General features: G+C 68.6%; 11 protein-coding genes. 9 read left to right on the top strand and 2 right to left on the bottom strand.

Features of this window, described 5'->3' with window-relative positions:
* Positions 1–2: 2 nt before the first annotated feature.
* The 7 genes from rpsK (at position 3) to eccB (ending at position 7,052) form a co-directional block, all read left to right on the top strand.
* Entirely contained in the window at positions 3–404 is a 402-nt protein-coding gene (rpsK, locus tag QP996_RS09700; protein WP_063937554.1) for a 30S ribosomal protein S11, read from the top strand.
* A 26-nt stretch (positions 405–430) separates the two neighbouring features.
* Positions 431–1,036: a 30S ribosomal protein S4 gene (rpsD, locus tag QP996_RS09695; RefSeq protein WP_284872435.1), complete on the top strand. Its 606-nt coding sequence runs from the start codon at positions 431–433 to the stop codon at positions 1,034–1,036.
* A 114-nt stretch (positions 1,037–1,150) separates the two neighbouring features.
* Positions 1,151–2,164 carry a DNA-directed RNA polymerase subunit alpha gene (locus QP996_RS09690; RefSeq protein WP_239217647.1) on the top strand — a complete coding sequence of 338 codons (1,014 nt, stop codon included), beginning with the start codon at positions 1,151–1,153 and terminating at the stop codon, positions 2,162–2,164.
* Between the two features lie 46 nt (positions 2,165–2,210).
* A complete protein-coding gene (gene rplQ, locus QP996_RS09685; RefSeq protein ID WP_284872434.1) occupies positions 2,211–2,699 on the top strand; it encodes a 50S ribosomal protein L17 in 489 nt (162 codons plus the stop codon).
* Between the two features lie 107 nt (positions 2,700–2,806).
* A complete protein-coding gene (gene truA / locus QP996_RS09680) occupies positions 2,807–3,637 on the top strand; it encodes a tRNA pseudouridine(38-40) synthase TruA (RefSeq protein WP_284872433.1) in 831 nt (276 codons plus the stop codon).
* A 42-nt stretch (positions 3,638–3,679) separates the two neighbouring features.
* Positions 3,680–5,797 (top strand): DUF6541 family protein, encoded by a 2,118-nt coding sequence (locus tag QP996_RS09675; RefSeq protein WP_284872432.1) that lies wholly within the window; start codon positions 3,680–3,682, stop codon positions 5,795–5,797.
* 40 nt (positions 5,798–5,837) lie between these two features.
* On the top strand, positions 5,838–7,052 hold the full coding sequence (gene eccB, locus QP996_RS09670) for a type VII secretion protein EccB (RefSeq protein WP_284872431.1): 1,215 nt from the start codon (positions 5,838–5,840) through the stop codon (positions 7,050–7,052).
* Here the strand turns inward: eccB and QP996_RS09665 are convergent.
* Both QP996_RS09665 and eccD read right to left on the bottom strand, forming a co-directional pair.
* Complete coding sequence (locus tag QP996_RS09665; protein ID WP_284872430.1) at positions 7,049–8,125, bottom strand: S8 family serine peptidase; 1,077 nt, start codon at positions 8,123–8,125, stop codon at positions 7,049–7,051. The genes eccB and QP996_RS09665 overlap by 4 nt on opposite strands.
* Position 8,126: 1 nt before the next feature.
* Complete coding sequence (gene eccD, locus QP996_RS09660) at positions 8,127–9,404, bottom strand: type VII secretion integral membrane protein EccD (RefSeq protein ID WP_284872429.1); 1,278 nt, start codon at positions 9,402–9,404, stop codon at positions 8,127–8,129.
* 155 nt (positions 9,405–9,559) lie between these two features.
* On the opposite strand from eccD, the gene eccCb reads away from it, so the two are divergent.
* Positions 9,560–12,991 (top strand): type VII secretion protein EccCb, encoded by a 3,432-nt coding sequence (gene eccCb, locus QP996_RS09655; RefSeq protein ID WP_284872428.1) that lies wholly within the window; start codon positions 9,560–9,562, stop codon positions 12,989–12,991.
* Positions 12,988–13,887 carry a type VII secretion-associated protein gene (locus QP996_RS09650; protein WP_284872427.1) on the top strand — a complete coding sequence of 300 codons (900 nt, stop codon included), beginning with the start codon at positions 12,988–12,990 and terminating at the stop codon, positions 13,885–13,887. The genes eccCb and QP996_RS09650 overlap by 4 nt, the downstream gene beginning before the upstream one ends.
* Positions 13,888–13,978: the final 91 nt, after the last annotated feature.

Genomic DNA, 13,978 nt, shown 5'->3' with positions numbered 1-13,978 from the left:
CTATGGCTGCTCAGACTCGTTCCGGCGCGCGTCGCGGACGCCGCGCCGTCAAGAAGAACGTGGCCGCAGGCCACGCCTACATCAAGTCCACTTTCAACAACACCATCGTGTCCATCACGGACCCGCAGGGCAACGTGATTTCCTGGGCGTCTTCCGGCCACGTCGGCTTCAAGGGCTCCCGTAAGTCCACGCCGTTCGCCGCGCAGATGGCTGCCGAGAACGCTGCCCGCAAGGCAATGGATCACGGCATGAAGAAGGTTGACGTCTTTGTCAAGGGTCCGGGCTCCGGCCGCGAGACCGCAATCCGTTCTCTCCAGGCCGCCGGCCTGGAGGTGTCTTCGATCTCCGACGTGACGCCGCAGCCGTTCAACGGCTGCCGTCCGCCGAAGCGTCGTCGCGTTTAAGGCTGAAAGGAAAGAGGTAAAGAGACATGGCTCGTTACACCGGCCCTGCTACCCGTAAGTCCCGTCGCCTCCGCGTCGACCTCGTCGGCGGCGACATGTCCTTCGAGCGTCGCCCGTACCCCCCGGGGCAGGCTGGCCGCGCTCGCATCAAGGAGTCCGAGTACCTGCTCCAGCTGCAGGAGAAGCAGAAGGCTCGCTTCACCTACGGCGTGATGGAGAAGCAGTTCCGTCGCTACTACGAAGAGGCGAACCGTCGTCCGGGCAAGACCGGCGACAACCTGCTGATCCTGCTGGAGTCCCGTCTGGACAACGTGATCTACCGCGCTGGTCTGGCTAAGACCCGCCGTCAGGCACGTCAGCTGGTCTCCCACGGCCACTTCACCGTCAACGGCAAGCACATCAACGTGCCGTCGTTTGCGGTGACGCAGTACGACATCATCGATGTCCGCGACAAGTCCCGCAACATGCTGTGGTTCGAAGAGGCTCAGGACAACCTGCTCGACGCCGTCGTCCCGGCTTGGCTGCAGGTCGTTCCGGACACCCTGCGCATTCTCGTGCACCAGCTGCCCGAGCGCGCTCAGATCGACGTTCCGCTGCAGGAGCAGCTCATCGTCGAGCTCTACTCGAAGTAAACTTTCGTTTGCTTCACCCCGCGCACTGCCGACGTGTTCGGCCGGTGCTCGAAAATCTTCCACATATCCGTTCCTACCGGCTTCATATAGCGGGAGCCGACAAAGGAGAAGTTCATGCTCATCTCTCAGCGTCCTGAACTGACCGAGGAGTACATCGACACCAACCGCTCGAAGTTCATCATCGAGCCGCTCGAGCCTGGTTTCGGTTACACCCTGGGCAACTCTCTGCGCCGCACGCTGCTGTCGTCCATCCCGGGCGCAGCCGTGACCTCCATCAAGATCGACGGTGTGCTCCACGAGTTCACCACGATCACCGGCGTCAAGGAGAACGTCTCTGAGATCATCCTCAACATCAAGGACATCGTCCTGTCCTCCGACTCCGACGAGCCGGTTGTCATGCAGCTTGCTGTTGAGGGCCCTGGCGACGTCACCGCCGGCGACATCGAGCCGCCGGCTGGTGTGGAGATCCACAACCCGGATCTGCACATCGCGTCGCTGAATGAGCAGGCTCGCCTCGAGATGGAGCTTGTTGTCGAGCGCGGCCGCGGCTACGTCCCGGCCATGCCCAACTCCGGCGGTGAGGCCGGCCGCATCCCGGTCGACCAGATCTACTCGCCGGTCACCCGCGTCGCCTACAAGGTTGAGGCGACCCGTGTTGAGCAGCGCACCGACTTTGACAAGCTGATCATCGACGTGGAGACCAAGAACTCCATGACCGCACGTGACGCCCTCGCGTCGGCCGGTTCCACCCTGGTGGAGCTCTTCGGCCTGGCGCGCGAGCTGAACACCGCGGCCGAGGGCATCGAGATCGGCCCGTCGGCGCAGGAGACCGAGTACATCGCCGCGTACTCCACGCCGATCGAGGACTTGAACTTCTCCGTTCGCTCCTACAACTGCCTGAAGCGCCAGGACATCCACACCGTCGGTGAGCTCGCTGAGTGCACCGAGTCGGACCTGCTGGATATCCGCAACTTCGGCCAGAAGTCCATCAACGAGGTCAAAATCAAGCTCGCCAACCTGGGCCTGACCTTGAAGGACGCTCCGGAAGATTTCGACCCGACCCAGATCGAAGGCTATGACGCCGAGACTGGCGACTACGTCGACACCAGCGCGGACGAGACCGAGTAACACCACAGAGCACGCGCTCAATTAACCGCACACGAGGAGTACGAAAATGCCTACCCCGAAGAAGGGCGCCCGTCTCGGAGGCTCGGCCGGCCACCAGAAGCACATTCTGTCCAACCTGGCCCTGGCCCTGTTCGAGCACGGCGCAATCAAGACGACGGACGCAAAGGCACGCATGCTGCGTCCGTACGCCGAGAAGCTGATCACCAAGGCGAAGAAGGGCACCGTGGCTGACCGCCGCGCCGTGGCCGCTGAGCTGCCGAACAAGGAAGTCGTTGCTTACCTGTTCAACGAGCTCGCACCGAAGTTCGCCAACCGCGATGGCGGCTACACCCGCTCCATCAAGCTGGAGAACCGTGCCGGCGACAACGCTGCGATGACCCAGATCTCTCTGGTGCTCGAGGAGACCGTGTCTTCCGAGGCAACCCGCGCAGCACGCGCCGCCGCTTCCCGCCAGGCCGAGGAGGCCAAGGCTGAAGAGGCTCCGGCTGAGGAGACCACCGAGGCTCCGGCCGAGGAGACCGCAGAGGAGAAGTAGCCGAAAGCTACACTCCCTTTTGCGCCGAGCGCCCGGGAGGTACTGCAACGTCAGTGCCCCCGGGCGCTTTGCTGTGCGCACCATTTCCGGCGATACAATGCCTCACCATGGACGACACGCTGCGCCTGCGCCTGGACATCGCCTACGACGGCACCGACTTCCACGGCTGGGCTCGCCAAAAGGGCGACCTGCGCACTGTCCAGCAGACCATCGAGGATGCGCTGTCGCTCGTGCTGCGTACCGGCGTGGCGCTCACCGTAGCCGGCCGCACCGACGCGGGCGTGCACGCTGCCGGCCAGGTCGCGCACGCGGACATTCCGGGGGAGTCGCTCAACCGGCGCTCGATTGAGGGGGATCCGGGGCGGCTGGTGCGTCGATTAGCAAAATTGCTGCCTGAAGACGTCCGCGTCTTCGACGTCACCCAAGCCCCGGCAGGCTTCGACGCGCGCTTTTCCGCCCTGACCCGCACCTACTGCTACCGGGTGACCACCCACCCTGCGGGTGCCGTGCCCACCCGCGCGCGCGACACCGCCGTGTGGCCGAAACCCGTGGACTTGGGCGCGGTGCAGGCGTGCGCCGACGCGTTGGTGGGGCTGAACAACTTCGCCGCGTTTTGCCGCCCGAAGGAGCACGGCACCACGATCCGCGAGGTGCACAGCTTCACCTGGCGCGAAGTCGAGCCGCGGCTTTACGAGGCGCGGATCACCGCCGACGCGTTCTGCTGGAACATGGTCCGCGCACTCGTGGCCACCTGCCTCACCGTCGGCGAAGGCAGGCGCGCGCCCGAGTGGCCGGAGGAGCTTTTGCTTCTCGACGCCCGCTCGCCCGACGTCCCCCTCGCCCCCGCCCGCGGCCTGACCCTGGTGGGGGTGGAGTACCCGGCGGATGCCGAACTGGCGGCGCGCGCCGAAGCGACCAGAGCCACCCGTGAGATGTAGCATGCTTGGGTTACATCAGAACCGGGAGGTGCCATAACCACCATGACTACAGTCGCAGCCGCGTGGTTCGCCGTCGTGTTCTTCACCCTCCCCGGCTTCGTGTTGTCCTGGGTCGCCGGCATGAAAACGCCGGCCGCCGGTGCGGCGGCGCTGCCGGTGACCTTCGGCCTGTTCGGCGTGACCTCCTGGTTCTGGGGGCTGACCAGCGCGCCGTACAACCTGTGGACCTTCGGCGTGAGCATGGTCGTAGCAGTCATGGCGGCCGCTGCGTGGCGGTTCATGTTCGTGCGACGCGCGCGCCGTGGCGGGTCCGTGAGCTGGCGCCGGGCGCTGTTTCCCGGCGACGTGCGCAAGGAAAGCATCGCCGACCCGTACTGGGTGCTGCCCGCCGTAGGCGTCGGGGTGGGCGCGTTCATGGCCGCTTCGGAACGGCTGCACTGGCTGGAGCGGATGCCCAACGGCGTCTACAACATCGTCCAGGGGTGGGATGTGCAGTGGCACGCCAACCTGGTGCGCTTCATCATGGACGAGGGCATCGCCTCCGCCACCCGCATGGGTGAGCTGCAGAATGTGGAATCCCAGCTGAAGCTGTTCTACCCGTCCGCTTACCACGCAGGGGTCGCGCTGTTCGGCGAGACGGCGGGCCTGGACCCCATCCCGGCGCTAAACATCGCCTCTGCTGTGCTGCCCGCGCTGGCGCTGCCGGCCACGCTCGCGTGCCTGGTGTTCGCGTTCTTGCGCTCCACCGGGATAACCGCGCAGATCGCCGCGGCGCTCGCCGCGGTCATGGGGTATGCCGCCCCGCAGCTGTTCTGGATCCCGGACTACGTGGGCATGTGGCCTTACCTGTTCGCCGTGGCGCTCACCGGCACCGTGACGTGGCTGCTTATCACCGTGCCGCGCAGGCGCGCCAGCGCCTTGCCCGCCGCACTCGCGTTCGTGGCGGTGCTGTGCGTGCACCCGTCCGCAGTCACCATCGTCGTGCTCGCAGTCGGGTTCTACTGGCTAACCTCCACACTGATCTCCCCGGAGCGCACCCGCCTGACGGACACGCTGTGGATCGCGCTGCCGGCCGTCGCCGGCGTTGCCATGTTCGTCCCGCAGGTGCTCGCCGGCTCCGCCCAGGCGGGCGAGGTGGCGTCTTGGCGGCCGGAGGAAACCCTGGGCGTCGGCGGGGCGTGGGGCACAGCAGCACGGATGGAGACCCGCCACGTGCTGCAGTTCTTCCCGGCGTACGACTCCACCGTGCTGCTCTGGCTCGCCGCCGCGGGTGCGGTGGTGTGCCTGCTGTGGCGCCGCCAAATCTGGCCGGTGCTCTTCTACGCGGTGTCCCTGGCTATCACCGCCAATGCCCTGGAGCCGTTCGGCAACACGCTGGGCCGCCTGCTCGACTACGTGGGCAACCTGCACTACAGCACCGGCCACCGCCTGATCATGCCGGTGGTCATGGCTGTCACGGCCTCGGCAGCTATTGCCGTGGCGGCGGGGATTCGCGTGGTCACGGCAGCGCCCGTCGCTAAGCGCTATGCGAAAGGCGAGCGCACCTCCGCAATCGCGAGCATCGTCGTCGCCTGCATCGTCGCCTCCGCGGCGATCCCGATGATGCGCGAGCACACCGACCACGGCGCCGAGAAAACCTACGCCGCAGCCCGCGTCAGCGACCGCATGGTCGATGCCGACGACCTTGAAGCCTTCGACTGGCTAGCCGCCCAACCCGCCGCCTGGGAGGGCCTGACCGCAGGCGACCCCGCCGACGGCTACTCCTGGATGTACGCCTACAACGGCGTGCCCACGTTGAACCGTCACTACCTGTGGCCCAACGGCGGCCGCGGCACCAACGGCGACATCATGTACTGGAACGCCGACTTCATCGGCGAAGGCGAGCACAACCTCGTCGACGAGACGGTGGAGAACTTGAACGTGAAGTTCTTCCTGCTCAGCCCCGGTCCGTTCTGGCACTACCAGTACCCGCCGTACGAGATGCTGCGCGACTTCTGGGTCTCTAACGGCGTGACACCCGTCTACCGCAAGGGCTCCACGGCGATCTTCGCGGTGAACAGCCAGTTCAGCGAGGCGGAACTGGAGGACATGGTCGCAGACGGGCAAGAAAACGGCTCGGACGAGCTGTTTGCGCTCGCGGAGGTGGGCGCGACGCAGTAAGCTTTCCGCCAGGTGTTTTTCTCGGGGGAGGGGAATTGTCATGGCGAAGCTGTTGCCAACCACGCGTGCCCAGGTGTCGGGGCACAAGTTCATGCGCCGTCGTATGGAGCACGGCCTGGTTTTCGGGGATATCCGCATGATCCACGACCCGTTGGCCGCGCGGCGCCGCGCAACCATTTTCGGTACCGCGGCGGTGGTGATGATCGCAGGCGTAATGGGGCTGTTTGCTTGGATGCGGCCGAACGCGGACCCGGGAGATGCGCCGATTGTGCGCGCCACGGACGGCACGCTGTACGTGCGCGTGGGGGAGGCGGCGCACCCGGTGACGAACTTGGCGTCGGCGCGCTTGATCGCCGGCCAGGCGGCTGATCCCGCGCGCATCGGCGACGAGAAGCTCGCCGAGTTGCCCCGGGGTGTGCCGGTGGGCATCGTTGCGGCACCGGGCATGTTCGCGCCCGAGGACGCGCCTTCGGCCAGCTGGTCGGTGTGCGGCGCGGACAGGATCACGGTGGTTGCGGGTGAGGCTCCGGAGCCATTGCCTATCGACGCCGCCGTCCTCGCCGCCGACGCCACCCGCGAGTGGGTGGTTACCTCCGAAGGGCGGCGCCTGCTGCCGGAGGCGAACACCCCGCAGGGCCGCGTGATCCGCCGGGCGCTGGGGATCACCCCGGACACGCCACGGTGGACGCCGCCGACGCAGGTCATTTCCGCGCTGGAAGAACTGCCGCCGGCGGCGCTGCCGGACCCGCTGCCGCAGATCATCGACGCGGACGGTACATCCTGGGCGCTCGCGGACGGCCGGATTCGACCCATCACCGGCACCCAGCGCACCATGCTGCTGGACGCCGGGGCGAAGGCCGCCGTCGCGAGTCGTGCGAGCCTGGCGTCGTACCCGGACGCGGAGGAGGAACTGCGCCTGCCGGAGCAGCGGCCGCGGTGGGTTGAGCCGCACTTGGCGTGCGTGGACCAAAACCGCGGCGGGGCCACCGTAGATGTGGTGCCGGAAGGCATCGAGCTGTCCGGCACGTCGGTGGCCACGCACTTCGCGGGGCTGAACGGCGGCTCCGTCGGGGTGGATTCGGGCCACGGGTTCCACGTCGTCTCCGCGAACGGGCTGCGCCACCGGGCACCGGATGCGGAAACCCTGGCAACCGTGGGTGCGGCGCACGTCGAAGCGGTGCCGTGGGAGATCATCGCCCTGCTGCCGGAGGGCGCGGAGCTGACCCGCGACGCGGCGATGACGGCGACGTATTAGCCCCGCAGCGCGGCGCGCAGCGCGACCACCAGCGCAGCCAGCGCGAGCGCTACGCCGGCGAGCACACCGAGCCTGCCCACGGCCGCGCTGGGCTGCGCGTCGACGGCGCGTACCTGGGCGGTCGGGCGGTCCGCCAGCTCGTGGGGTGTCAGTTGGGTCAGCGCTGCTAGCGGGTTGATGGCGCCGCCGCCGGGTTGGGCGGAGGCGCGGATAAGCGAGCGCACATGCTCCGGGGTGATGCCGGGGTAGCGCGACTGCAACAGCGCCACCGTGCCGCTGACCACAGGGGTGGCGAAACTCGTGCCCACGTACGGGTGCACGCCGTCTTTGGCCAGCGTCCCCTCGGCCCACCCGCCGGGTGCGAGTGCCGCCGGCACATGGCCCGGCGCGGATAACCCGGCGGGCAGGGAGTAGTCGGCGATGGTGTGGTCGTCGGCGCGCGCGGCCACCGCGAGGACGGTGGGGAAGCGGGCAGGGAAGACCTCGAAGCCGGGCTCGCAGTCCGGCCCGGTGTTGCCCGCGGCGGCGACGACCACCGCGCCTTGCGCCTCCGCGCGGTGGAGGGCGGCGGTGATGCCGGAGGTGTCGATGCGCGAGGCGAACCCGGGCTCCAGGCAGGACACGACGGAGATGTTGAGCACGCTCGCGCCCTCGTCGAGGGCGTTGTGGATCGCGTCGGTGAGCGTGTGCAGGTTGCCGGCGTCGAGGTCGCGGTAGTGCGTCGAGGTCTGCCGGATCGCGATGATTTCCGCGTCCGGGGCGATGCCGAGGGTGCGCCCGGCGATTATCCCGGCGACGGCGGTGCCGTGGTTATCGCAGTCGTGCAGCGCGTCCGCGGCCACGAAGTCGCGGCCCGGGCGCAGGTGCGTGATCTCGGGGTGCGGTGCGACGCCGGTGTCGATCACCGCCACGCGTACCCCGGCACCGGTGGCGAACTTCCGCAGCGCTTCGGTCGCGGGTAAAGCAGCAGGCTTTGCGACGAGCGCCGGCACCGCGCACGCCACATCCTGGGCGGAGGCAGGCGCAGGCGTGAGGCTGAACGCGAGCAGGGCAATTGCGGCGAGTTTGCGCATGCTAGAGCCCCCGAATCATGTCGAACAGGCCGGTTAAGTGCACCGCCAGCGGGATCACGGCGATGGTGGCGGCGATCTCGGCGCGCTCGAACCACACGATGGTGGTCGGCTCCACGTCCGGCACGCGCGGTGCCCACGCGACCGTTGCCGCGGCGGTAAGTGCCGCGAGCGCGGCGAGGACGATGCACGCCGGGTGCCCGGTCTGTGCCGCGGCGGCCGCGGCTGCGACCACGGCGGAAAGCGCCACCGCGGTCAGGCACGCCCGCGGCACCGCCCAGTGTTGACGCGAGGCGTAGACCACAAGCGCGGCGGCGACACCTAGGCAGAACGCGAACGTCCACGCCCCGCCGGCCCGGCCAAGCCATAGCAGCGCCGGCACGCAGCACACGGCGATCGCCGCCGCGATGGCGGATGCGATGGCTGCAGCTGCGGCGCTGCGGGCGTCCACGTCGTGCTGGTAGTCGTCGGAGCGGTCGAACTCCTCGCCGGCGGTGGGCACCCGCGGCACCGTCAGCCCGGCCGCGCGCGTGGCCGCGCCGGGTGTGGCCATCACCCCGAGCACCCCGGTCAGCACCGTCAGCGCGGGCGGGGCGAGCGGGCCGGGCAGCCACACGCCGGCCGCGCCGGCGCCGGCCAGCACGCAGACCGCGGCGGTGAACGCCACCTGCGCAGCCCCGGCTAGGCCCAGTGCGACGCCCACGCCGACAGCCACCGCCGCCGCGAGCAAACCCGCCAGCACCCCGAGGCCGAGCGAGGTTGCATCGCCGCTGCCACCGGCGACCCACGCGCCCGCGGCGAGCCCCGCCAGCAGCGGCACGGCCGCAAACGCCGCGCGCGACCTGCCTATCGACGCCACCGCCAACGCCAGCAGCGCCACCGCAGCAAGCGCGACCGGCCACGAGGCGTTCACCCGCGCCAGCAGCAGCACCGCCGCAAACCCTGTGAACGTCGCCACCACGTCCAGCCCGCGCACCTGCCGCGTCGACTCGGCCGCCCCAGCCAGCGCGTCTGCCGCGTCGCGCACGACCGGCGGGGGCGTGGGCTCTTGGGGGTGGAGGGCGACGGTAGCGCCGTCGTGAAGCTTGAGTGCGTAGAGCGGCGTGTGCATATCCAGCACCGCCCCGCCTGCAGTGGTGGCCTGCCACGGGCGGTGCACCTCCGGCAGCTCCACCAGGCGCGCGAGCTCCGGCAGCACCTCCGAAAGCGTCGACGACGTCGGCAACGTGACGTCGATGTCGCGGTGGAACGCCACAACCGAGATGCGGACAGTAACGCGCACAATGTGGTGCGCAGACGTTGCAACCAACTTTCAAACCCCCGAAATATCAGGCGCGGCCCCCATTCGCCGCGCGACGGGAAACAGTATGGCTTACAATCCACAGCGCGTCCACAGTTCGGGGGAACTGTGAGAAACCACAAGGGGGGAAATCCACGATGCTTGGCCTCGACTACGACCAAGTCCTCGCACCAACAACCGGTAGCGCCGATGCAGCGATCGACGCCGCGCCGCCGCCGACCGGCGCCTTGCGCGCCGAGCCCGTGCCCGCGGCGCAAAAGCCGCAGTCGCCGCCGGTGATAAAAATCCTGCTGCCGGTGGTGATGGTGGTGGCAGTCGGCGCGGTGATGGTGCTCATGGCCACCTCCGGCCGCGCTGTGAGCCCGATGATGCTGATTTTTCCGCTGATGATGCTCTTCGGGCTCGTCGGCATGTTCAACCCGCAGGAAAAGCAGGGCGACATCGACGAGACCCGCCGCGTCTACCTGCGCCACCTAGACGCGCTGGCGAAGAAGGCCCGCGCGAACGCTGCGACGCAGCGCACGCACGCCACCGCGCTGCACCCCGCGCCGGGCGAGCTGGTGGCCGCGGTGCCGGTGGAGCGCATCTGGGAGCGTGCAGGCGTCCCGACGGTGCGCCTGGGCACCGGTGCGGGCGCGCTGTGCACCCCGGTGGATGTGGACGACCCCGGCAGCCCCGAGGATTTGGACCCGGTGTGCGCGGTGAGCCTGCGCCGTGCCGTCGCGGCGGTGAGCACGGTGCCGGGCATGCCGATGCTGGTCCAGCTCGACGCGTTCGACGCGATCACGCTCGCCGGGCCGGCGGCGGCCGATGTGGCGCGCTCGATCGTGTGCCAGCTGGCGTTTTTCTACGGCCCGGAAAAGGTCCGCATAGACGCGCCGTTTGCGTGGGCGAAGTGGCTGCCGCACGCGCGCTCCGAGGGGGCGTTTCGCATCTCGCTTATCGACGGCCACGCCTCGCCCGCACCCACCGACTCCGACCTGGTGGTGACCATCCACGACGACCCGGACTTCTTCGCCGATCCGGACGCGTTCCACCTGGTCTGCACCGACGTGCTGGAGGCGGTCACGGCGCAGGGGGTGGAGCAGCTGGGCGTGCCGGATGGGTTCACGGATGCGGAGGCGGAGTTCGTCGCTAGGCATCTAGGCTTCTACCGCCGCCCCGACGGCGCGGTCGAGGCTGGCGGGGATTTTCTGTCCATGCTGGGTGTGCCGGACGTCGATGCGCTGGATGCGCACACGATGTGGCCGGGGGTGCGCAACAAGTTGACCGTGCCCATCGGCGCGACTCCCGACGGCGCACCGGTGTACCTGGATTTGAAAGAGGCGGCGCTGGGCGGGATGGGCCCGCACGGGCTGTGCATCGGGGCGACGGGCTCCGGCAAGTCGGAGCTGCTGCGGACCCTGGTGGTGGCGCTGGCGGCGACGCACTCGCCGGACGAGCTGAACTTCGTACTCGTGGACTTCAAAGGCGGTGCGACGTTTTTGGGCTGCGAGTCGCTGCCGCACACCGCCGCGGTGATCACCAACCTGGAGGACGAGGCGGTGCTAGTGGAGCGCATGTACGACGCGATCTCCGGCGAGATGCACCGCCGCCAGGAGCTGCTGCGCAAAGCGGGCAACTTCGCCAACATCACGGACTACACCAAGGCGGGCAACACGCTGCCGTCGCTGGTCATCGTGGTCGACGAGTTCACCGAGCTGCTCACCCAGCACCCACACTTTGCGGACCTGTTCGTGGCGGTGGGCAGGCTCGGCCGATCGCTGGGCGTGCATTTGCTGCTCGCCTCGCAGCGGCTGGAGGAGGGCAAGCTGCGCGGGCTGGATTCGCACCTGTCCTACCGCATCGGCTTGAAGACGTTCTCCGCCGGCGAGTCCCGCCAAATCCTCGGCGTGCCGGATGCCTACGAGCTGCCCGGCGAGCCCGGGTCCGGCTACCTCAAGGCAGGCATGGAGCTGACCCGCTTCCGCGCGGCGTACGTCTCTGGCCCACTGACGCGCACGGTGGTGGAGCACCCCGGCGAGCAGCACGTGCGGCTGTTCACCGGCAACGAGATCGAACTGGCGCCCACCGCTTACGTTGAGGAGGACCGCTCCACCACGCTGCTGGATGCGGTGGTGGCCAAGGCCCGCGAGGTCGCCGATGCCCGCGGCATGCACGCGCACCAGGTGTGGCTGCCGCCGCTGCCGGAGCGCATCCCGCTGCCGCGGCTGGCGCAGACGGACGGGGCGCTCGGACTTATCGACGAACCCTTCAAGCAGCGCCAGACCCCCTTCCACCTGGACCTGGACAGCGCCGGCGGGCACGTCGCCATCGCGGGCGGGCCGCAGACAGGCAAGACGATGGCGGTGCGAAGCATCGTGGCCACGCACATGCGGGAGGGATTGGCCGTCTACGTCATCGGCGACCTGCCGGAGCTCGAAGCGCTGCCACATGTCGCCGGCGTGGCCAGCATGAAAGACGCCGAGCGCACCCGCCGCATCGTCGACGAAGTCACCGGGTTCCTCGACCACCCGCGGCCTGTCATGCTGGTTGTCGACGGCTGGCACGCCCTCGACGAGGACCTGCGCGAACCGCTCGCCCGCATCGCCTCCGAGGGCCCCGACGCCGGCATCCACCTCGTGGTGACCACCCAGCGCTGGAGTGCGATCCGCCCGAACGTGCGCGACCTCATCGGCACCCGCCTCGAGTTGCGGCTGGCTGAACCGATGGACTCGTTGATCAACCGCAAACACCAGGAGAAGCTGCCCGCCACACCCGGCCGCGGCCTGACCCCGGACGGCAAAACCGTCCAGCTCGTCTTCACCAGCGGCGAGGACATCGCCCACCTCGCCACCACCGCCGACCAGGCGCCGGTGGAAAGGTTGCGGGTGCTGCCGGAGGGCGTCGATACGCACTCGCTTCTCGACGGCCAAAGGATCCCCCTCGGCATCGGCGGGCCCGCCCTCGAACCGGTGTACGCCTCCGGGCACATCCTCGTCGTCGGCGCTGGCGGCTGCGGGAAATCCACCTTCATCGCCAGCACAATCGCCGCGGTGGAGCACATGGGCCGCGAGGCCGCCCGGATGGTGGTGCTCGACCCGAAGCGCGCGCACCTCGGCCGCGCCGACGAGAACATGGTCGCCGCGTACGCCGCATCCACCAGCGCGATCACGCAGGCCGCCAAATCGCTCGCCGTCACGCTGCAGTCGCGGCTGCCGGGCGCCGAGGTGACCCCGGAGCAGCTGCGCGAGCGGTCCTGGTGGAGCGGGCCCGAGCTGTACCTGATCATCGACGACTACGAACTCGTCGGCGAAGAACCGCTCCGGCCGATCGCGGAACTGCTGCCGCACGCGCGCGACATCGGCCTGCACGTCGTGGCCGCCCGCAAATTCGGCGGCGTCTCGCGCGCCCTGTTCGGGCCGTTTTTGACCGCCCTGAAGGACCTGCAGCCCGACGTGCTGCTCATGGACGGCACCCGCGACGAAGGCGCCATCTTCGGAGTGCGACCCAACCCGCAACAACCCGGCCGCGCCACCTGGATCCACGGCGAAGCGCGCGGCACCGTCCAACTTCCGGAGGCACCATGACCGAGCTGCGCATCACCGCCACCGACGCATCCACCGTGATCACCGGTGCAGCCAACATCCACCGCTTCGACGCGCCCACCAGCCGCGAAATCGCCGGCACCGTCCGCAGCGTGCTCGGCCCCGACCCGCACGGCGCGCCGGTGCACATCGCAGCCGACCCACAACGCCTCAGCGAGCTCACACACGCACTCGCCGACTACGACATCGACCTGACCACTGAGCCTCTCCAGCCCGTCGCGCCCACACCCGACGACACCCCAGAACCCTTCCACCGACCACCGCCGCCGGAGCAGGAATCGCGCTCCGGTGTGTGGATCATCGCCGCCGTCGTCGCCGCGGTCGCCCTCGCTTGCGCCGCAGTGATCTGGGGTCTGACCAGCGGGAAAACGCAGTCGCCGGGGGAGGAGGAACCGTCACCGTCGCAGCCGCCGGAGACGCAATCAGCACCAGTGTCGTCTCCTGTGCAGGAGGAGGAACGGGCGGAGCAGACGTCGATAAGCATTGAGCGCGACGGCTTAACCGTCCAACTCCCCGCAGGCTTCACCCTCGAAGCCGACGACGACATGTGGCGCGCCACAGGAAGCGACCCCAATTTCCGTCTGCAGATCGCCGTCGAGCACCTCTACCAGCTGCCAGCGCGCACGATGGCCGACCAACTCCTCGCCGACATCGAAACCGACCCGGAGGTCGAACTCGTCGACACAGACGGCATCTCCGTGACCTACCTGGAGCGCGCCGGCGACGGCTCGCAATCGCTGTGGAAAACCTGGCCCAACGGGACGGTGCAGCTGTTCGTGGGCTGCCACACGCGCGCCGAACCCACCGTCGTGCAACGCGCCACCTGCCGCATGGCCATGGAATCCGCTGAATATAAGGGGGCTGACGTGGGGACATAAAAAAGTTTTGGAAACGATGGAACCGATTGGGCCAAACGTCAGTCAGATATACGGACAGCACAGAAGTTGTCCGTCCCAACACACACAACGA

This window comes from Corynebacterium sp. MSK008 (assembly GCF_030232585.1).
GTDB lineage: Bacteria > Actinomycetota > Actinomycetes > Mycobacteriales > Mycobacteriaceae > Corynebacterium.
The sequence above is the reverse complement of the archived record's forward strand: the minus strand, read 5'-3'. Positions and strand labels throughout refer to the sequence as shown.